The sequence below is a fragment of the Tateyamaria omphalii genome, assembly GCF_019802125.1.
Classification (GTDB): Bacteria; Pseudomonadota; Alphaproteobacteria; order Rhodobacterales; family Rhodobacteraceae; genus Tateyamaria; species Tateyamaria omphalii_B.
This window is the reverse complement of record NZ_JAHVHT010000008.1, coordinates 1-18,488: the sequence shown is the minus strand read 5'-3', so window position 1 is coordinate 18,488 and position 18,488 is coordinate 1. Positions and strand designations below refer to the sequence as shown.

Here is an 18,488-nt window from a genome sequence, read left to right as displayed (position 1 = left end):
GCGCATCTGCGCCGGAAGAGTGGTTCTCTTTCAAGCAGATGTAAGGCTGCTCAGAGAAAAAATCTGTCAAACCAGTGGGGCGCCCATTTTACGGCATCAGTGCGGCTTGGTGTCCTTGCCCGTAGAACCACTACGGTCTTCGGCCTCCAAACAACCCTGATTTTGCAAAATGGGCGCCAGTGGCGCGCGGTTTGTGAGTATGGGTCCTAGAGCTCAGCGGTAGCGCGCCTTGAGATGGGATTCGAGCCGGGCGATGAACTTTTCCGTCACGCCGGTGCCCTCCAGCACGATGCGCCCGGGCTTGGCCTCGATATGCACACCGCGCACGATTTCGGGCGGTTTAGACACTGTTTTCGGGTCCGGTTTCAGCGCCTTGGTCAACAGTGCCGCCTCCGCCGCAGGCGTTTCGGGCGGGGTATGGACCAGCGTGTTGTAAATGCGCTTTTCCAGATCCTCGTCCTCGGCCATCGCCTTGACCACAGACAGGCCCAGCCGCTCGGTGATCTGGGCGGGAAAGCACAGCACCTCGTCAAAGGCCTCGACCAACGCCATGAAGGATTTGATCTTGGACCGTTTCGAAAAGCTGACCCCGGCATAGAGGCTCTGCAACGCCTCCTTGGCCGTGGGAAAGACCCCGAACGTGACCGCCTTATGCGCGATGCGCGCGCGCTCATAGTAGGACAGCCCTGCGCGTATCTCGTTCTCCTCGATCATCGCCACGTATGTCGCGGCACGATCTGCTGGCTGCCGGATCAGGGCCTGCACGGTGGCAAAGCGATCATCCTTGGTTTCGGCAAACAGATGCGCCAGCGCCGCCATGCGCCGCGCGCCCGAGATCAGGCCATAGGTGCCGCCGCCCAGATCCACCACCTCGATCGGGGTCTGCTGGCCCCGGCGGCGCAGGCTGTCGGTCAGGGCGGCCATGTCCTCCTCGCCCATCTCGATCCGGTCGCGGATCAGATAGGCGCGGTCGACGGCCTCAAGGGACAGTTGCATCACCAGCCGCCCGTCCTTTTGCGCCCCCTCCAACTCGGCCCGAACAGAGTCAAAGGCCGCCGCCGTCGCGGCGTCGCCTGCAATGCTCGCAATGGGCGGGCGGGCGCCCGAGGGGGCAGGGGTCGCATCACCGGTGCCGATCCCCACCGCCGGGCTCAGTCTCTTGCGCTTGGCCATCTGCTCATTCCCCCTTGTTTGTCTCTAGTTCTTCGCGCCGCCACACACCCACAAGCAGCCGTTTGAACGCGGCATAGGTCTGATCGAACGTGTCGCGCCCCCGCACGTAAGTTTCGCGGTTGAAGTCGCGGTAATCGGCCTCGTAGATGCCATTCACCTGCTCACCCGCCTGCCCGATCAGGGCCGTGAAATCCTGCCGATGCGGCGACAGGGCCTGACCCAGATAGGCCTGCATGAGCGCGCCCAGCTCGGCCTGCTGGCTCGCATCATAGCGCGTCAGGACCGCCCGCACCGCATCCCACTCAAAGGACAGTCCCGCCCGGCCCAACGCCCGGGCGGCCATGTTCTCGGCCTCTTCGATGCTGGCAAAGGTCGAATGCAACATGTCAAAGAACCGGCCCGTACTGTCGAACTCCAGAAACGACGCGCCCAATGGGACCAGCAGAATGTCGGCCGCACTCAGCCCGTTGATGGTCAGATAGCCGAGCGCCGGGGGCGTATCGAGGAAGACAAGGTCATAATCGTCCAGCACCCCGTCGGCCGCCAGCGTGTCCGCCAGCGCATCCCACAGCTTCCACGACCGCCCCTGCATCCGCCAGACGGGGATCTGGAACTCGGCCCAGTAGAGGTTCAGCTGCGCGCCCAGCAGGTCGATATTGGGCCAGTGCGTCTTTTGCACCAGATCCTGCGCCCGCACTCCCATCGCCTCGCTCAGCGTATCATCCAGCGGCACAGGGTCCTCGCCCCGCGCCAGCCGTGCCTGGTTCTCGGCCTGCATATGGGTGCCGTAATGGCGCGCCAGCAGCGGAAAGACGGTCTGCCATTCATCAGCCACCATGCCGCCAAAGATCGAGGTCATGGATCCCTGGCTGTCCAGATCAATCACCAGCACCTTGTAGCCATCAAGGGCCGCCGACATCGCCAGATGCGCCGCCGTGCTGGTCTTGCCCACCCCGCCCTTGAAATTGGCCACGGCGACCATCTTGGCGGCCAATCCTTCGGGCCGATAGGGGCGGTATTCCTTTGCCTTCGATCCCGCCTCGCTGAAGAACGCCCGCAGGCGCAGCACTTCGTCGAGGGTGAACCACTTGGCCCCGCCTGCGGTCTCGGACGTGCCCTGGGGCAGGTCGGTGTTCTGGCGCAGCACGCGGCGGAAATGGGCAGGGGCCACGGGGATCAGGTAGCGGGTGATCTCCCAGGTGGAAAACAGGCGCAGGGTCCGTCCGCCACTTTCGTTCAGCCCGCGACTTGCCAGATCGGTCCGACCCCGCGCACAGGCTTCGGCGAGCGCTGCGAACCCCGCCACATCGGTGGCGTCGCCCAGACCGGCCAGCGCCTGATCGGGATCGATATTGAAATAGGGGGGCAGGGGGGGCGCTTCGCTGCTCATGCCTGATATGCCTTCATGTTATGCTTTTTGCCCAGCATACCCGAAAACCTGTGACATGGAATGTTTTTGAGGAGATGCGGCGGCTTTTCTCTCCATTTTCTAAGGAAAAAGGCCATCTGCGCCTGCACATTTGCCCGCTCAAGCGCCCATTTATCCAGTTAATTGGTGTTATTATATGTTAAGGGTCTGTGCGCCTTTCAAAAAACACTGTGCTCTGAATGGCTTGCTGTCAAATTCCAGAGAGCAGGTGACTCTGAAACCACGACAAAGCGACTCTGCTCCCCCGAAAGACCGACTCCGAACCCCCGATGCGGACCACCGCCATGATGGACGCAGCCTGTGGATAACTTTAGGGTGGGCGTCAACGAAACCACGAACCCGATTCTTCGATAAAACCACCGGCGCCAAGACCGGGGTAGGGGATCACGAGGGCAGGCATATGGCAGTGACATCCCATGCAGGGGGGCTTCTCCCCGACCATCACCCCACAGGCGATTTCTTTCTGTGCGACATCTTCGACGCGCCGCCCAAGGACGATCTGGGCAGCATGGAACATCCGATGTTTTCGCTGTCGACCCGGCCCGACCGGCGCATCCTGTCCTACACCCACAATGGCACCCAGATCACGGTAACCCCTTCGGTCCGGGGCCGCGCCACGATCCATGACAAGGACATCCTGATCTACTGCATCAGCCAGCTCATGGCGGCGTTGAATGCGGGGCGCGACATCACCCGCGTCCTGCACCTGCGGGCCCATGACCTGATGGTGGCGACCAATCGCGAAACCTCGGGTGACGGCTACGCCCGTCTGCGCGAGGCGTTCGAGCGGCTCGCAGGCACCCGCATCACCACCAACCTGGAAACCGGGGGCGAAGAGGTCACGACCGGTTTCGGCCTGATCGAAAGCTGGCAGATCGTGCGCCGCTCGCGCGGGGGGCGGATGGTGTCGGTGGCCGTCACCCTGTCCGAATGGCTCTACCGTGCGGTGCTGTCAAAATCGGTTTTGACCCTGAACAGAGACTACTTTCGCCTGCGCAAGCCGCTGGAACGGCGGGTCTATGAGCTTGCCCGCAAGCATTGTGGACGTCAGCGTGACTGGCGCGTCAGTGTCGAGACGCTGCTCAAGAAATCCGGCTCGGCAAGTCCACGGCGCGTGTTCCGCAAGATGCTGCGCGACATGATCGCCGCCGACCACCTGCCCGACTACCACATGGCCGAAGACCCCGGCGACATGATCCGCTTCACCCTGCGCGATGGCGCCATGGTCAGCGCCCCGCCCCCCGACCTTGCCCCCGACACGCTGGATGCGGCCCGCGCGCTGGTCCCCGGCGCGGATGTCTATGCGCTGCAGGCCGAATGGCACGCCATGTGGCGGGCGAGCGGAAGTCCGCGCCTGACAGCGCCGGACAAGGCCTTCCTGGGCTGGCTGCGCAAGCGGGGGTAGGACCCCACCCCCGGGGCTGCCGCGCATTTGGGCAGCGCCCTGCCTGCGGCATCCCGCGACCGGGGCCCGTGGTGGACAGGGCAGGGGTCGCTTGTTAAGCACCGCGTAATTTTAGACGCGTGATTAAGGACGACATTCATGCAGATCGAACAAACGCCGTTGTCCGGTGTGGTCATCATCACTCCGGCGCGGTTCGGCGATGCGCGCGGGTTCTTTTCCGAAAGCTACAGCGCCAAGGCGCTGGCCGAAAACGGCATCGATATCCCCTTTGTCCAGGACAACCATTCCCTGTCGAGCGCGGTCGGCACGATCCGCGGCCTGCATTTCCAGGCCCCGCCCCACGCCCAGGACAAGCTGGTGCGCTGCGGCAAGGGCGCGCTCTTTGACGTGGCCGTCGACATCCGCCGCGGCTCCCCCACATACGGCCAGTGGTTCGGCGCGGAACTCAGCTTTGAGAACGGCAAGCAGCTTCTGGTGCCCGCGGGCTTCGCCCACGGCTTTGTCACCCTGCAGCCCGACACCGAGATCATCTATAAATGTTCCGACTATTACGCCCGCGAGACCGAGGGCGCGATCCGTTGGGACGATCCGCAGATCGGCATCGACTGGGGCGGCGTCAGTGAGCCCATCCTGTCCGACAAGGACGCGGTGGCCCCGCTGCTCGCCGATCTCGACACGCCATTCACATACGAAGGATAAGCGATGAAACTTCTGGTCACAGGGGGCGCGGGCTTTATCGGCTCGGCCGTGGTGCGACAGGCCGTGGGGCAGGGGCACGAGGTCGTCAATCTTGATGCACTGACCTATGCGGCCTGCCTCGACAACGTGGCATCGGTCGCCTCGTCCAACCTCTACAGCTTTGAAGAGGCCGACATTTGCGACTGGGATGCGATGGTGCGCATCTTTGACACGCACCAGCCTGATGCGGTCATGCACCTGGCGGCTGAAAGCCACGTGGACCGCTCTATCGACGGCCCGGGCGCATTCGTGCAGACCAACGTGACCGGCACCTACACCCTGCTCGAAGCGGCCCGCCGCTACTGGCAAGGGCGAGACAAGTTCGACGGCTTCCGTTTCCACCACATTTCCACGGACGAGGTATTCGGAAGCTTGGGTGCGACCGGTCAGTTCACGGAATCCACGCCTTATGACCCGCGCAGCCCCTATTCGGCCTCCAAGGCCGCCAGCGACCACCTGGTGCGCGCCTGGGGTGAGACCTATGGCCTGCCCATCGTGCTGACCAACTGCTCGAACAATTACGGCCCCTTCCACTTCCCCGAAAAGCTGATCCCGGTGATCATCATCAACGCGCTGGCCGGACAGCCGCTGCCGATCTACGGAGACGGCTCCAACGTGCGCGATTGGCTCTATGTCGAGGATCACGCCGACGCGCTTCTGACCGTGCTGCAAAAGGGGCAGCTTGGCCGCAGCTACAATATCGGGGGCGAGAACGAGCGCACCAATCTCGAACTGGTGCAGACGCTTTGCGCCATTCTTGATGACAAGCGCCCGCGCGCCGATGGTAAATCCTATGCCGACCAGATCACCTTTGTCACCGACCGGCCCGGCCACGATGCGCGCTATGCGATCGATCCGACCCGGATGCAGACCGAACTGGGCTGGCGCCCGTCCGTCACGGTGGAAGAGGGGCTGGCCCTGACCGTGGAGTGGTATCTGGACAACGAAAGCTGGTGGCGGGCCCTGCAGGACCGCGAAGGCGTCGGCCAGCGCCTGGGCACCGGCTGATCCCCAAACCTTTCGCATGCGAAAGGTTTTGAACAGAGACGCGAAAGGACGATGATGGACATTCTGGTCTTTGGACACAGCGGACAGGTGGCAACCGAACTGCGCGCACGAAGCGGGCAGGGGGTGCAGATCACCGCACTGGATCGCGCCGCCGCCGACCTGACCGACCCCGCCGCCTGCGCGCAGGTCATCGCGGATCACAAGCCGGACGCGGTCATCAACGCCGCCGCCTATACCGCCGTGGACAAGGCCGAAGAGGACGAGACCACCGCCCACGCCATCAACGCCGATGCCCCCGCCGCCATGGCGCGGGCCTGCGCCGATCTGGGCATCCCCTTCGTCACCATCTCGACCGACTACGTGTTCTCGGGCGACGGCACCGACCCCTGGCAACCCAGCGATCCCACGGGACCACAGGGCGCTTATGGGCGCACGAAGCTCGCGGGCGAGCAGGCCGTGCAGGCCGCAGGCGGCACATCCGCCATCCTGCGCACGTCCTGGGTCGTGTCGGCGCACGGCGGCAACTTCGTCAAGACGATGCTGCGGCTCGGGGCCGAACGTGATGCGCTGACCATCGTGGCCGACCAGATCGGCGGACCCACCGGTGCGGCCGAGATTGCCGAGGCCTGCCTGACCATCGCCAAGGCGCTGAAAGCCGATCCGGCCAAGGCGGGCATCTACCATTTCTCGGGCGGCCCCGACACAAGCTGGGCCGATTTCGCGCGCGAGATCTTTGCGCAAGCGGGCCTGACCTGTGACGTCACCGACATCCCCTCGTCGGACTATCCCACGCCTGCCACGCGGCCGCTGAATTCGCGCATGGACTGCAGCGCCACAACCACCGCATTCGGTATCCCGCGCCCTGACTGGCGCGCGAGCCTCAAGGATATTTTGAAGGATTTGAACACATGACACAGCGCAAGGGCATTATCCTCGCAGGCGGCTCCGGCACGCGGCTCTACCCGATCACCGTTTCGGTCTCGAAACAGCTTCTGCCGGTCTATGACAAGCCGATGATCTACTATCCGCTCAGCGTGCTGATGCTGGCGGGCATCAACGAGATCGCGGTGATCACCACGCCGCAGGACCAGGACCAGTTCATGCGCGCGCTTGGCGATGGCAGCCAGTGGGGCGTGTCGCTGACCTATATCGTGCAGCCCAGCCCCGACGGGCTGGCGCAGGCCTATCTGCTGGCCGAGGATTTCCTCGCCGGCGCGCCGTCGGCCATGGTGCTGGGCGACAACATCTTCTTTGGTCATGGGTTGCCCGAACTGCTGGCCGAGGCCGACGCGCAAGAGACCGGTGGCACCGTCTTTGGCTACCGGGTGGCCGATCCCGAACGCTATGGCGTCGTCGATTTCGATGCCGAGGGCAACGCCCGCCAGATCATCGAAAAGCCTGAAGTGCCGCCGTCGAACTACGCGGTCACGGGGCTCTATTTCCTGGATGGCGATGCGCCTGATCGCGCCCGCAAGGTGACCCCGTCGGATCGGGGCGAGCTGGAGATCACCACCCTGCTCGAAGGCTACCTGCACGAAGGGATGCTGAAGGTGAAGCAGATGGGCCGTGGCTATGCCTGGTTCGACACCGGCACCCATGCCAGCCTTCTGGATGCGGGCAATTTCGTGCGGACCCTGCAATCGCGCCAGGGTCTGCAGACGGGCAGCCCGGACGAGATCGCCTTTGACCAGGGCTGGATCGACCGGGCCGGGCTGGAAGAGCGCGGCAAGCTCTTTGCCAAGAACGATTACGGTGCCTACCTGCTGAGCCTGCTGAAATAGTGGCACCCGGCGGGGCAGGGCAGGGGTCAGAACGGGAGGACGACAAGCGCCTCGGGTTTTTCGTGGTGGGCGCCCAGAAGGCGGGCACCACGGCGCTGTTTGCCAAGCTGACCTTGCACCCCGGCATCGCCGCCCCGGCCCGCAAGGAACTGCATTTCTTCGACAAGAACCGCACCGACTGGACGCGCCCCGAATACAGCGCCCTGCACACCCATTTCGAGGGCGCGGACCCTGCGCTGCTCTGGGGTGAGGCGACGCCGATCTACATGTTCTGGCCAGACGCGATGGCGCGGCTGGCCGCCTACAATCCCGCCGCCCGGCTGATCGTGATGCTGCGCCACCCGGTCTACCGGGCGGTGTCGCACTGGAAGATGTCGCGCTATCGCGGACATGATCCGCTGTCTTTCGAGGCGGCCATTGCCCCGGACAGCGCCGCCCTGCGCCCAGCCGTCAAACCGGTCGAGGCGCTGCGCAAGTTCACTTACGTGGAACGGGGGTTCTACGCCCCGCAGATCACCCGGATGCTGGACCTCTTTCCCCGCGATCAGGTGCTGTTTCTGCGGATGGAGGACCTGGCCTGCAGAGAGGCTGCCACCCTGGCCCGCACCTTTGACTTTCTGGGTCTGCCGGATCACCCGATGCCCGCCGAGATGCAGGGTGCGCGCATCGTGCCCGTGCCCTCGGGGGATGCCGAAGAGATGCCGCCGCGCGCGGTGCTGGAGCGGCTGGCGCAGGGCTATCACGACGATATCCGCGCCACCGCCACGCTGACCGGGCTGGACCTGTCGGACTGGCTTGACCCGCACTATCGCGAGCCTGGGCTGACATGAAAAAGGGGCGCCGGTTATGGGCGCCCCTTTCCTTTGCAGTTGTCTGACGGATCAGAGCGGGATCTCGTCTCCGACAAAGATGATATCGTCGAGCAGCAGGCTCGCATCGGTGATGTTGTTGATGCGGATCGAGTTTTCCGCATCCAGCACCGCCACCAGGTTGCCGTTGACCACGTCGAAGGCGTCGATGATTTCCTGATCCGTCGGGATGCCGTCGAAGAACACGGTCGAGATCTCGATCGTGTCGATGTCGTTCTGGAAGTCGAGGATCACGTCATTGCCGGGGCTGATGATGAAGGTGTCGGCGCCGATGCCACCCACCAGGATGTCATTGCCGTTCTGACCGTCCAGACGATCCGACCCGGCATTGCCGCGGATGACGTCATTGCCGTCGCCGCCCAGCACGGTGTCGCCACCGTTGTTGCCGTTCAGATCGTCATTGCCGTCACCACCGTCGATGAAGTCGAAGCCGACGCCGCCATTTGCGGTGTCTTCGCCCGCGCCGCCGAGCAGCGTGTCGGAGCCGAAGTTGCCGTTCAGGTCATCGTCGCCCGTGCCGCCATCCAGCGTGTCCTGGCCTTCCTGACCAAAGAGCGAGTCGTTGCCGCTGTCGCCCATGATCAGGTCGAAGTTGATGCCGCCGATCAGGAAGTCATCACCCGACCCGCCCGAGATCTCGTCGGCCCCGGCATTGCCGTTGATGGTGTCGTTGTCGGCCCCGCCGTTCAGCGTGTCGAAGCCGTTGTTGCCCAGGATCGAGTCGTCGCCCGAGCCGCCATCGGCCACGTCGGCGCCGATGCCCGCGGTGATCTCGTCAATGCCGTCATTGCCCAGAAGCGTGTCATTGCCCGCCAGGCCAAAGATGTCGTCATTGCCGCCCAGACCCAGGATGTTGTCATCGAGCGAGGTGCCGGTGAGGTTGTCGGCCCCGTCGGTGGCTTCAAGCTCGGTCGCGTCGGTGACGGTGGCGGTGACGTCCGAGACAGGGGTGATGTCGCCATCCTCGTCCACGGTGCCGAAGGTCAGGTTGGCGCCATTGCTGTCGCCCGACCCGTCGCCGATCAGCCCGAGGTCGATGCCCAGCAGGCTCAGCATGCCCTGGAAGCCCAGGGCCTCGAAATCGACATTGGTGACGGTGCCATCGGACAGGACGCTGTCATAGCCGCCGCCGGGCACGCTTTCGCCGAAGATCGCCACATGGTCACCGCCCAGCGTCGGCAGCACGAAGCCTGCGCCGCTGTCGGTGATGTTGCCAAGGGGCACGGTGGACAGGATCAGGTTGCCCCCGTCCTCGTCCGGGACGAACAGGACGGCTACCGCATTGTAGATCGTCACCTCCGGGGCCACCGAGAAGTTGAAGAAGTTCAGGAACGCATCGAAGAAGCTTTCGCTTTCGATCAGTGGCGCGGCCCCGTCGAGGCCCACATTGCGCACCAGTTCCTCGAAACTGTTCTGGGTGCCGCCCGGATCCAGCGGCGTGACCACGCCGTCGACGATTTCGGCCAGGGGCTGGTCTTCGTCGTCGATGCCGGTCGCGTCGGGATCGGCAAAGGGATACATCAGCGCATCCTCGTCATCCACATGGCGCAGTCCCAGCAGGTGCCCGGCCTCGTGTGCGATCACCTGCACAAGCTGCGCGATGTCGCCCGGATCGGTGCCGATCTCGCCCGACAGCACGAAGGCGTCGTCATTGAGGTCGGTGTTGCCGTAGTCGATCTGGCTGGCCAGCCCGAAGAGGTTGGCAGGCGCGCCCAGATCCGCCGGCAGGTCCGAGACCGAGCCGCCCACATGCACGGTCGAGAAGTCGCCGCTTTCCGGTTCCTCGCCCACGAACTCGATGTTGAAGTCTTCGTAGATGGCGTTGACCGCATCCAGCACCTGTTGCCGCTCGGCAGCCGACAGGCCCGAGCCGGGCAGGTCGATCGAGAAGCTGTAGACGAGGTTGCCCTCTTCGTCTTCGATCACATAGGGAATGTTGACCGAGCCTGCGTCGAATTGCAGGAACACGATCTGCGGGGTGGACAGGGTGAAGTCGCCGATGAAGGCGGCACTGTCATAGATGCCGTCGCCCACGTCGCCGATGCTCATCACCAGTTCGACCTGCGATCCGGCCTCGACCTCGGTCGTGATCTGCAGGGGCGGGGTCTGGCCGTCAAAGAACGTGCCCACGGGCGTCAGCGTGTCCGAGAAGAAGTCGTTGTTGACCGAGATCGGGTTGCCATTGGTGTCAATCGCCACCTCGGTGCCGTTCACGGTGACCGAGAAGAAGTCGTTGAACTGCGAGCCCACGAATTCGGGGAATTCTTCCGAGAAGAAGGAGAACGAGAAGGAAAAGCTGGTGAACCCTTCGGGCACGGTGAAGGAAAAGGACACGGTGACCGTGTCGTCGGCCACGCCGGAGGTGCCGATATCGGTGCCCTGGTTGCCGGCCGTGTTGGGCTGGGTGATGTTGCCGGCGATGCCGCTCGACAGCACCAGATAGGCGGGTGAAATCTCGGTCGAGAAGCCGGCAAGCGAGCTGTCGGACAGCACCAGCATGTCGGTCGAGCCGGTGACGGACACGGTCGCGTCTGACGGCAATCCGATCAGCCCGGGCAGGCTGGGAAGATCAACGGGAATAAGGGCCATGGGGTGTACCTCCTTGAAATGGTTTTTGGTTTTTTGATCCGGGTGTGTTCCCCGGGTTTGGTGTTGAAAAGCGGTGTGCGGCCTACCAGGCGCCGCGCAAATGGGTCTTGGTGCAATCGGTCAGGGTCGGGTGCCGGTCGAGCGGCACGGAAATGTTCAGGGTGGAGCGGGGCGCCATGGGGGCGGCCAGCGTCATGGTGTAATCGGGGGGCGAGGGCAGGCGGGCCCTGTTGCCCTCGGCCGTGCCAGGGGCGCTCAGCAGCAGCGTAAGCCGCTGCGCCCCGTCCGCACCGGTACAGGTGGCGCGCAGGTAGATGCCGTTGAATGTCGTGTTGCGGGTGGGGTTCTGCAGGCGCAGGCCCAGAAGCGGGGGTGGTCCCGGCTCGAGCATCGTGGCGCGCACCTGCGGTCCGGCAAAGGAGGAGGCTGGGGTTCTACCCGGGCCTGGATCGGTTGCGGGAGACATCGTGGGGGCCAGCACGGCAAGGGCCGTAAAGAGGGGCAGGAACATCTTAAAAAACGCGCGATTCGACCAAAATACGAAAATGTATGGTCAAACCTTAACACAAGGGTTCGGAAATCGGGTGCAGAAATAAACGCACCCGGATGGTGTCAGCTGCGGGCGTAAATATCCTCGTAGCGCACGATGTCGTCCTCGCCCAGATAGGCGCCGGTCTGGACCTCGATCAGGGTGATGGGCAGCTTGCCCGGGTTTTCCAGCCGGTGCCGGGCGCCCACGGGCACATAGATGGACTGGTTTTCGCTGACCAGTTGCACGTCGTCCCCGACCGTGACGCGGGCGGTGCCTTGCACCACGACCCAATGTTCGGCGCGGTGGTGGTGGCTTTGCAGGCTGAGCGTGCCGCCGGGGTGGACGCGGATGCGTTTGACCTGGAAGCGGTCGCCCGCGACCAGCACCTCGTACCAGCCCCAGGGGCGGTGGGTGCGGCGCTGTTCGGTGGCCTGGGGGATGTCGCGGGCCTTGAGCTCGGCCACGGCGGCGCGCACGTCCTGCGCCCGCGCCCGGTCGGCCACGAGCACCGCATCGTCCGTCGCCACGGCGACGATGCCCGCCAGCCCCAGCCCCACCAGTTCGACCCCATCGCTTTCGCTGCGCAGAAGCGTGTCGGTGCAGTCGATGGCCGTGGTCGGCCCCGCCGCCACATTGCCCCGGTCGTCCGGCGCGGCGCTGCGCCAGACCGCGTCCCAGTCGCCCAGGTCAGACCAGTCCCCGGCAAAGGGCATCACCACCAGGTTGGCGCTGTGTTCCATGATCGCGTAGTCGATCGAGATATCCTGGATCCCATCCCAGGGTTCGGGCGCTATGCGGGTAAAGCCCAGATCCGGTGTGGCCCCGTCAAGCGCGGCGCTCACTGCATCAAGCATCGCGGGTGCATGGGCGGCATAGGCGGCGCGCAGGGTCGCAACGGAAGCCAGGAACAGGCCCGCATTCCACAGGAACGACCCGGCCTCGACCATGGTGCGGGCGGCCTCTGCATCCGGTTTCTCCACGAAGCGGGTGAGCGGTTGGGGCGTGGCGGCGCCTGCGTCCGTGCCGGGGGGCAGTTCGAGATAGCCATAGGCGGTCTCTGGCCCCGTCGGCGTGATGCCGAAGGTCACGATCTGCCCGTCCCGTGCGGCGGGGGCGGCGGCGTGGATGGCGGTGCGAAACGCCTCTGCATCCGCGATCAGGTGGTCGGAGGGGGCCACCAGCATCAGGGCCTCGGGATCCGTGCGCTCCAGCCACAGGGCGGCGGCCAGCACTGCGGCGGCGGTGTTGCGGGGGGCAGGTTCGATCAGCACGGCACCGGCCACCTGTTCGACCTGTGCGAGCTGTTCTGTGACGGTGAAGCGGAAGTCCTCGCCCGTGACCACCAGGGGGGGCGCAAAGCCCGGCCCCGACAGCCGTCGGGCCGCGTCCTGGAACAGGCTGTTATCGCCACTGAGCCGGGTGAACTGCTTGGGGTAAGAGCGGCGCGACAGCGGCCACAGCCGCGTTCCGGACCCGCCACACAGAAGGATGGGGTGTATCATGGGGCAGGCTGCCTCTGTCTGCTCGCACGCCGCGGAATGTCCGGCCGGATCACTATAGCAAGGCGTGGGATGGGGTCACCCCCTGTGGAATGCGCACGCGAGCCGATTAATATGTATTATGTAAATTGTTAGCGAAGAGCCTGGCCCATGCTCACGGGCTGACCACCGCCTGCAGGTCGAAGATCGGCAACAGAACCGCCAGCACGATCACGAGGACAAAGCCGCCGACCACCATCATCAGCAGGGGCTCCAGCAGGGCCGCGATGCGCTTGCGTTCCGTGTTGAGCCCGTTTTCCACCAGCACCGCTGCCCGTTCGGTCATGCGCGCAAGCCGGACCGAGGCTTCGCCCGCGCTGATCAATTGCCGCGCCACGGGCGGGATGATCGAGAGCCGGTCAAGCGCGCGGGACAGGGTTTCGCCCTGCCGGATCGCCGCCCCCACCGCATCGGCCTGCGCGCGGAGTATGGGGATGTCGAGCACCTGTGCCGCGTTTTCCGCGGCCGACAGCACCGATTGGCGGCTGCCCAGCACCAGCGCCAGCGTGCGCAGGTATTGTACCGCCGCCGAGACCCGCATGAGCCGTCCCACCATCGGCAGGCGCAAGAGCATCGTGTCGCGCCGCTGGCGCAGGTGCGGCACCAGGGCTGTCACCACACCGCCTGCCACGAGGGCGGCCAGCACCGCGCCGATGGGAACCGCGTTGTCGCGGATCCAGTCGCTGATCGCCAGCACGACCCGGGTGATGTCGGGCAGCGGGCGGCCTGACAGTTCGAACATGGCCACGATCTCGGGCGCGACGCTGACCATCAGGATGGCGCAAACGAGGAACGACACGGCGGCCACGAAGGCCGGGTAGATGAGCGCGCTGGCGATCTCGGCCCGGCTGGTGCTGCGGGTTTCGAGATGGTCGGCCAGTTCGGAAAACACCGCGTCCAGATCGCCCGCGGTTTCGCCTGCACGGACGGAGGCGATGTAATAGGGCGCAAAGCCGCTGCCGCTGTCCGACAGCGCCTCGGACAAAGGTGCGCCGTCCATCAGGGCCGCGCGTGCGCCTGCGGCCACCGCGTCGAGAGCCGGGTGGCCCCCTTCGCGCACCGCTTCAAGGGCGGCTTCAGCGGGCAGTTCGGCGGCCAGAAGCACAGCCATCTGCCGGGTGAAGACCACCTGCAAATCGGGCGTCAGCCGCGTCTTGCGCTGGCGCAGCCGCCGCCACAGGCCCGTGCTGCCCGCCGCCGGGGCGCGGTCCTGCAGCACGAGTTCAGAGACGAACAGCCCCTTTTGCCGCAATTGGCCGGAGGCATGGGTTTCGGTCTCGGCAATGATGGTGCCGCTGCGCTTCTTGCCGCCCTCGGTAAAGGCGGTGTAGCCGTAGGCGTTCACGCCACGTCCCCCACCACGCGGAGGGTTTCGGCCAGCGTCGTCTCGCCCGCCGCCACCTGGCGCAGGCCCTGCCCGATCAGGGTCTCGCCCACATCGAGGGCGATGGCGGCCAGCTCGGTCTCGTTCGCGCCATTGTCGATGGCGGTGCGCAGGCGTTCACCGATCTCGATCATCTCGAAGATGCCGACGCGGCCCGCATAGCCCGCGCCGTTGCAGGTCTCGCACCCCACAGCGTCATGGATCTGGTCCGGTACCGGCACGCCGTGGCGGTCGAACAGCGCGCGGTCGGCGGCTTCGGGCGCGCGGGCGCTGCGGCAGGCAGGACAAAGCCGCCGCAAGAGCCGCTGCGCGATCACCCCGCGCAGGGTGGCGGCGATCAGGAAGTCATCGAGGCCCAGATCGCGCAGCCGCACCACCGCGCCCACCGAGCCGTTGGCGTGGAGTGACGAGAACACCAGGTGCCCGGTCAGGGCCGCCTGGGCCGCGACGCTGGCGGTTTCGCCATCCCGCACCTCGCCCACGAGGATCACGTCGGGGTCCTGGCGCAGCGTGGCCCGCAGCCCGGCGGCGAATGTCATCCCGATCTCGGCGTTGATCTGGCTTTGGCTGATGCCGGGCAGGTCGTATTCGATGGGGTCCTCGACCGTGACGATGTTGCGTTCGTCGCGGTTGGCCAGTTGCAGCAGGGAATAGAGCGTCGTCGTCTTGCCCGCCCCCGTGGGGCCGGTGGCGAGGATGATGCCGTTGGGCATGGCCGACATGCGGTTCAAGAGCGCGATCTGATCCGGTGACAGGCCCAGCTGGTCGAGCGGGCGCACCCCGGCGGAGCGGTCGAGGATCCGCAAGACCACCCGTTCGCCGTAATTGCCCGGCAGCGACGACACCCGTGTGTCGATCATGCGCCCGCCGATCGACAGCGGGATGCGCCCGTCCTGTGGCAGCCGTGTTTCGGCGATGTCGAGCGCCGCCATGACCTTGAGCCGCGAGATGATCCGTTTGACCGGCACGTCGTTGCGCACCATGACGGGTTGCAGGAACCCGTCGATGCGCTGGCGCACGCGCAGCCCGCCCTCGAACGGCTCGACATGCAGGTCCGATGCGCCCGATTGCACCGCGCGGCGCAGAAGCTGGTTCACAAGCTGGATCACCGGGGCCTCGTCCACGTCCTCGAGCAGGTCGCGCTGGCCGGGGGCCATGCCGCCCTCTTCCAGATCGAAGGTCACGCCCCCTGCCCCGCTGTCATCCGTGTCGGTGCCGTCGCGGTAGATGCGCGCGAGGGCCGCGTCGAAGGTGGTCTGGTCGGCGCGTTCGACCGCAGGCGCCGCATGGGCCCCGAGCCGTCGCTGCGCCTCGCGCAGGCCCGCCGCTGAAAAGCCGGGCCCCAGGATCAGCCGCCCGTCCTCGGCCAGCACCTGGTGGTCGCGGGCAAAGGCGAAGGGCAGTCTGGTCGCCAGCCTAGTTGCTGCCGAAGCGGAGGCGGCTGGGGAGCGGGGGGAGCTTGCGTTGCTGGGCGACATCGTCGACGAATCCGGCGTCAAAGGGTTGGTTCAGGTCGGCCCCGTCAAAGGGCAGGCCCACCTGCGGTGTGCGCGGGTAAGTCTGGTCGTCCGCCGGTGCGATGGCAAGGCTGGCCGACTTGGCCTTGCGCGCCAGCTCCCGGGTCAGGGTCCGCGCCTCGCGTTCGGAATGCACCACGCGGGGCCGCAACATGATCAGGAGCACGCGCTGGTTCTTGGTGGCGTTCTTGCCCCGAAAGAGCCCGCCCACGAGCGGCAGCTTGCTGAGCCCCGGCACCGCCTGGCTGACCGATCCCGAGCCGTTTTCCAGCAGGCCGCCCAACATGATCACATTGCCGTCGCGCACCAGCACATTGGTGGTCAGCGCGCGCCGCGCCGTGATCTCGCCCCCGGTCGAGGCGGTGGCGTTGGTCAGGTTCGACACTTCCTGTTCGATGGACATCTTGACCGTGTCATCGGCATTGATCTGCGGCGTGACCGTCAGCGTCAGGCCCACATCCTGCCGTTCGATGGTCTGGAACGGGTTGTCGGGCAGCGCGTCGTCGCCCACGGTCGAGAACGACCCGGTGACAAAGGGCACGTTCTGGGCCACCACGATCTCGGCCTCTTCGTTGTTGAGCGTCATGATCGAGGGGGTCGACAGGAGCCGGGTCGAGTTGCTGCGCGTGATGGCCGAGATCAGGCCCACGATCCCGTCATCGCCACTGCGGGCCGATACGCCGATGCTGCCGCCGCTGCCGGGCGAGGCGATGCCGTTGTCGTCATTGAGGACCGAGGACACGAGGTTTGTCAGGCTGGGCCGCCCGTCGAGCGCCAGTTCGACCCCGCCGATGATCGCATCGTTCAGGATCGCACCGAACTGGGCTGACAGGTCCGAAAACCCGTCCACGGACATCTCGAAAATGACCGCCTCGACCAGCACCTGTGCCGGACGGCGGTCGAGGAAATGCACCATCTCGGCAATGTCGCCCAGCCGTTCGGAGGGGGCGGTGATCAGAAGCGTGTTGGTCTTGTCATCCGGCACGATGCGGATCGGGGTGGAGCCTGCGCCCTCGTCCCCGGTCTGGTTGGTGATGGCGCGCAGCACCACGTCGGCCAGTTCCGTGGCGTCGGCATAGTTGAGCTCGATCGCGCGCGACGAGATGTTGTTGCGCTGGGTGTCGAGCCGTCCGGCCAGAACGCGCAGCTGCTGGCGCAGATCGTCGCTGCCCGACACCAGGATCGCGTTGGACCGGCGGTCGACCGATACGGCGGCGTCATCGGGCACGATGCCCATGGACTGGATCACGTCCAGCACGTCGGCGGCCTGGGCGTTGCGCAGGCGGATCATCTCGATGGGCCGGGCGGCGGGCACGTCGATGCGCGCGATCAGGTCCACGATGCGGGCGTGGTTCTTGGTCCGGTCCGACAGGATCAGGAGGTTCGAGCGGGGCACGGGCGTGAGGATCGCCTCGGCCGGCAGGAGCGGGCGCACCACCTCGACCACCTCGGTCAGCGGCACGTGCTGGATCTCGATCACGCGGGTCTGGAAATCGCCCACGCCCCCCGGTGGGACGTTGCCCGACTGCTCGCGCGCGATGTTCATCGGCACGATGCGGTCCGCCCCGGTGCCCGAGATCAGCGTCAGCCGGTTCAGCTCCAGCACGCTGAGGAACACCTCGTACAGCTCGGCAGGCGACAGGTCCTCGGGGGCAAGCACGGTGACGGTGCCCCGCACCCCTTCGTCCAGCAGGAAGTTGCGGCCCGTTGCCTCGGACACGATTTCCACGAAGCTGCGCAGATCGGCGTCGCGCAGATCCAGCGCCACCTGCGCCTGGGCCGGGGACGCCGGAAGCGATGCCTGCACGGCACCCAGCAAGAGCGCGACAAGAGCCGCGCGCAGCGTTGAAAAGGGGGTCATGTTCTGCTCTGCCCTGTTTTTTTGGGCAGTTTACTCGATTTTTCGCGAGGCGTCAGTGTCTTTGATCGATCGGAGCGGATTGTGAACGGGTGTGGCCCAGTTGATTCACTATGCAGTCACTGCAGGATCACTCGGGGTAGCCCATCAGTTCCAGGTCCTCCGCCCCGGTGTCGACCCAGATGCCCGATCCGTCGATGCGTGCGATGACCATGCCGTCGGCCAGCATGTCGCCCCTGCGCAGGATCATCTGGCCCGTGGGGTGGGACACGAGGCCCCAGACCGCATCACCTGCCCGTACGGTGCCCTTGAGCGTGTAGCCCAGCGATGACAGCGGCGGGCGGGGCGGTGCCGGGGGCTGCGGTTCCTCGGCCACCGGGGCCACCACGGGGGTGGGCGGCGGCGCGGGGGGCGCAGGCGGCTGCGGCTCGCCGAAGAGCGCGGGCCAGATCACGGGCTGTGCCGCGCTGGCGCGTGGAACCGCTGCCGCGACCGGCGCAGGCGGTTCGGCTGTCTCGATGTTGCCGGGTGTCGTGGCAGCCAGCGCCTGGGTCAGCTCCATCCCCGCCAGGACGATGGCGCCCAGCATGAGTGCGGTCAGAACTGTGGAGACGATGCGCATTTTCAACGGTGAGAGCCCCATATGGGCCGGTCTTGTGGACGGAAT

At 65.7% G+C, this 18,488-nt stretch carries 15 protein-coding genes; 6 read left to right on the top strand and 9 right to left on the bottom strand.

What is annotated here, in order from left to right; translation table 11 throughout:
- Positions 1 to 213 precede the first annotated feature (213 nt).
- Together KUV51_RS21170 and KUV51_RS21165 are read right to left on the bottom strand one after the other, a co-directional pair.
- A complete protein-coding gene (locus tag KUV51_RS21170; RefSeq protein WP_222523453.1) occupies positions 214 to 1,173 on the bottom strand; it encodes a ParB/RepB/Spo0J family partition protein in 960 nt (319 codons plus the stop codon).
- Positions 1,174 to 1,177: 4 nt separating this feature from the next.
- Positions 1,178 to 2,563: an AAA family ATPase gene (locus KUV51_RS21165; protein ID WP_222523452.1), complete on the bottom strand. Its 1,386-nt coding sequence runs from the start codon at positions 2,561 to 2,563 to the stop codon at positions 1,178 to 1,180.
- A 439-nt stretch (positions 2,564 to 3,002) separates the two neighbouring features.
- Here KUV51_RS21165 and KUV51_RS21160 point away from each other — a divergent pair, with 439 nt between their 5' ends.
- From KUV51_RS21160 to KUV51_RS21135, 6 genes are all read left to right on the top strand, one after another.
- Positions 3,003 to 4,007 carry a replication initiator protein A gene (locus KUV51_RS21160; protein ID WP_222523451.1) on the top strand — a complete coding sequence of 335 codons (1,005 nt, stop codon included), beginning with the start codon at positions 3,003 to 3,005 and terminating at the stop codon, positions 4,005 to 4,007.
- A 138-nt stretch (positions 4,008 to 4,145) separates the two neighbouring features.
- The gene (gene rfbC / locus KUV51_RS21155) at positions 4,146 to 4,706 is read left to right on the top strand and encodes a dTDP-4-dehydrorhamnose 3,5-epimerase (protein ID WP_222523450.1); all 561 of its coding nucleotides are present in this window, start codon (positions 4,146 to 4,148) and stop codon (positions 4,704 to 4,706) included.
- A gap of 3 nt (positions 4,707 to 4,709) precedes the next feature.
- Positions 4,710 to 5,753: a dTDP-glucose 4,6-dehydratase gene (gene rfbB, locus KUV51_RS21150; protein WP_222523449.1), complete on the top strand. Its 1,044-nt coding sequence runs from the start codon at positions 4,710 to 4,712 to the stop codon at positions 5,751 to 5,753.
- Between the two features lie 54 nt (positions 5,754 to 5,807).
- Positions 5,808 to 6,665, top strand: coding sequence for a dTDP-4-dehydrorhamnose reductase (rfbD, locus tag KUV51_RS21145; RefSeq protein ID WP_222523495.1), 858 nt, complete (start codon positions 5,808 to 5,810; stop codon positions 6,663 to 6,665).
- Positions 6,662 to 7,534 carry a glucose-1-phosphate thymidylyltransferase RfbA gene (gene rfbA / locus KUV51_RS21140; protein ID WP_222523448.1) on the top strand — a complete coding sequence of 291 codons (873 nt, stop codon included), beginning with the start codon at positions 6,662 to 6,664 and terminating at the stop codon, positions 7,532 to 7,534. The genes rfbD and rfbA overlap by 4 nt, the downstream gene beginning before the upstream one ends.
- Positions 7,534 to 8,364, top strand: coding sequence for a sulfotransferase family protein (locus KUV51_RS21135; RefSeq protein ID WP_222523447.1), 831 nt, complete (start codon positions 7,534 to 7,536; stop codon positions 8,362 to 8,364). The genes rfbA and KUV51_RS21135 overlap by 1 nt, the downstream gene beginning before the upstream one ends.
- A 51-nt stretch (positions 8,365 to 8,415) precedes the next feature.
- On the opposite strand, the gene KUV51_RS21130 is transcribed toward KUV51_RS21135, so the two are convergent.
- The 7 genes from KUV51_RS21130 to KUV51_RS21100 all read right to left on the bottom strand — a co-directional run.
- Positions 8,416 to 10,992 (bottom strand): choice-of-anchor L domain-containing protein, encoded by a 2,577-nt coding sequence (locus tag KUV51_RS21130; RefSeq protein ID WP_222523446.1) that lies wholly within the window; start codon positions 10,990 to 10,992, stop codon positions 8,416 to 8,418.
- A gap of 82 nt (positions 10,993 to 11,074) precedes the next feature.
- Positions 11,075 to 11,503 (bottom strand): hypothetical protein, encoded by a 429-nt coding sequence (locus tag KUV51_RS21125; RefSeq protein ID WP_222523445.1) that lies wholly within the window; start codon positions 11,501 to 11,503, stop codon positions 11,075 to 11,077.
- 101 nt (positions 11,504 to 11,604) lie between these two features.
- On the bottom strand, positions 11,605 to 13,026 hold the full coding sequence (locus tag KUV51_RS21120; RefSeq protein WP_222523444.1) for a mannose-1-phosphate guanylyltransferase/mannose-6-phosphate isomerase: 1,422 nt from the start codon (positions 13,024 to 13,026) through the stop codon (positions 11,605 to 11,607).
- Between the two features lie 151 nt (positions 13,027 to 13,177).
- Complete coding sequence (locus KUV51_RS21115; protein ID WP_222523443.1) at positions 13,178 to 14,407, bottom strand: type II secretion system F family protein; 1,230 nt, start codon at positions 14,405 to 14,407, stop codon at positions 13,178 to 13,180.
- Positions 14,404 to 15,924, bottom strand: a complete 1,521-nt coding sequence (locus KUV51_RS21110) for a GspE/PulE family protein (RefSeq protein ID WP_222523442.1) — start codon at positions 15,922 to 15,924, stop codon at positions 14,404 to 14,406. Before KUV51_RS21110 ends, KUV51_RS21115 begins: the two co-directional genes overlap by 4 nt.
- Positions 15,863 to 17,824: a type II secretion system secretin GspD gene (gene gspD / locus KUV51_RS21105; RefSeq protein ID WP_222523441.1), complete on the bottom strand. Its 1,962-nt coding sequence runs from the start codon at positions 17,822 to 17,824 to the stop codon at positions 15,863 to 15,865. Before gspD ends, KUV51_RS21110 begins: the two co-directional genes overlap by 62 nt.
- Positions 17,825 to 17,951: 127 nt before the next feature.
- A partial coding sequence (locus tag KUV51_RS21100; RefSeq protein WP_410001090.1) for a hypothetical protein occupies positions 17,952 to 18,488 on the bottom strand: 537 nt, incomplete at its 5' end.

What these genes read in the sequence shown, in the direction of transcription:
- KUV51_RS21110 (WP_222523442.1), bottom strand. Translation starts at nt 15,924, where the DNA reads ATGTCGCCCAGCAACGCAAGCTCCCCCCGCTCCCCAGCCGCCTCCGCT.
- KUV51_RS21165 (WP_222523452.1), bottom strand. Translation starts at nt 2,563, where the DNA reads ATGAGCAGCGAAGCGCCCCCCCTGCCCCCCTATTTCAATATCGATCCC.
- rfbA (WP_222523448.1), top strand. Translation starts at nt 6,662, where the DNA reads ATGACACAGCGCAAGGGCATTATCCTCGCAGGCGGCTCCGGCACGCGG.
- rfbD (WP_222523495.1), top strand. Translation starts at nt 5,808, where the DNA reads ATGGACATTCTGGTCTTTGGACACAGCGGACAGGTGGCAACCGAACTG.
- KUV51_RS21120 (WP_222523444.1), bottom strand. Translation starts at nt 13,026, where the DNA reads ATGATACACCCCATCCTTCTGTGTGGCGGGTCCGGAACGCGGCTGTGG.
- gspD (WP_222523441.1), bottom strand. Translation starts at nt 17,824, where the DNA reads ATGACCCCCTTTTCAACGCTGCGCGCGGCTCTTGTCGCGCTCTTGCTG.
- KUV51_RS21125 (WP_222523445.1), bottom strand. Translation starts at nt 11,503, where the DNA reads ATGTTCCTGCCCCTCTTTACGGCCCTTGCCGTGCTGGCCCCCACGATG.
- KUV51_RS21130 (WP_222523446.1), bottom strand. Translation starts at nt 10,992, where the DNA reads ATGGCCCTTATTCCCGTTGATCTTCCCAGCCTGCCCGGGCTGATCGGA.
- KUV51_RS21160 (WP_222523451.1), top strand. Translation starts at nt 3,003, where the DNA reads ATGGCAGTGACATCCCATGCAGGGGGGCTTCTCCCCGACCATCACCCC.
- rfbC (WP_222523450.1), top strand. Translation starts at nt 4,146, where the DNA reads ATGCAGATCGAACAAACGCCGTTGTCCGGTGTGGTCATCATCACTCCG.
- KUV51_RS21170 (WP_222523453.1), bottom strand. Translation starts at nt 1,173, where the DNA reads ATGGCCAAGCGCAAGAGACTGAGCCCGGCGGTGGGGATCGGCACCGGT.
- rfbB (WP_222523449.1), top strand. Translation starts at nt 4,710, where the DNA reads ATGAAACTTCTGGTCACAGGGGGCGCGGGCTTTATCGGCTCGGCCGTG.